1 pseudogene is annotated in these 446 nt (G+C 64.3%); it reads left to right on the top strand.

The features are described from left to right. Positions 1–446: pseudogene (gene gatB, locus I6F37_RS39935) on the top strand (Asp-tRNA(Asn)/Glu-tRNA(Gln) amidotransferase GatCAB subunit B); the annotation flags it as partial.

Below are 446 nucleotides of genomic sequence, written 5' to 3'. Positions count from 1 at the left end.
ATCCACGTCGAGCAGGACGCGGGCAAGCTGATGCACGATCAGCACCCGACCATGAGCTACGTCGACCTCAATCGCTGCGGCGTTGCATTGATGGAGATCGTCTCCAAGCCCGATCTGCGTTCTCCCGCCGAAGCCGGCGCGTACCTTCGCAAGCTGCGCGCGATCCTGCGCTACGTGGGCTCGTGCGACGGCAACATGGAGGAAGGCTCGATGCGAGCCGACGTCAACGTGTCGGTGCGCAAGCCGGGCGAGCCGTTCGGCACCCGCACCGAGACCAAGAACGTCAACTCGGTCCGGTTCGTCCAGGCGGTGATCGAGCATGAAGCGCGCCGCCAGATCGAAGTGATCGAGGAGGGCGGCACGATCGTCCAGGAAACCCGGCTCTACGATCCGGACAAGGGCGAGACCCGTTCGCTCCGCTCCAAGGAAGATGCGCACGATTACCG

This window comes from Bradyrhizobium sp. NBAIM08 (assembly GCF_020193935.1).
Taxonomy (GTDB): Bacteria; Pseudomonadota; Alphaproteobacteria; order Rhizobiales; family Xanthobacteraceae; genus Bradyrhizobium; species Bradyrhizobium yuanmingense.
Note: the sequence above shows the minus strand (reverse complement) of the source record. Positions and strands in the feature narration are given on the sequence as shown.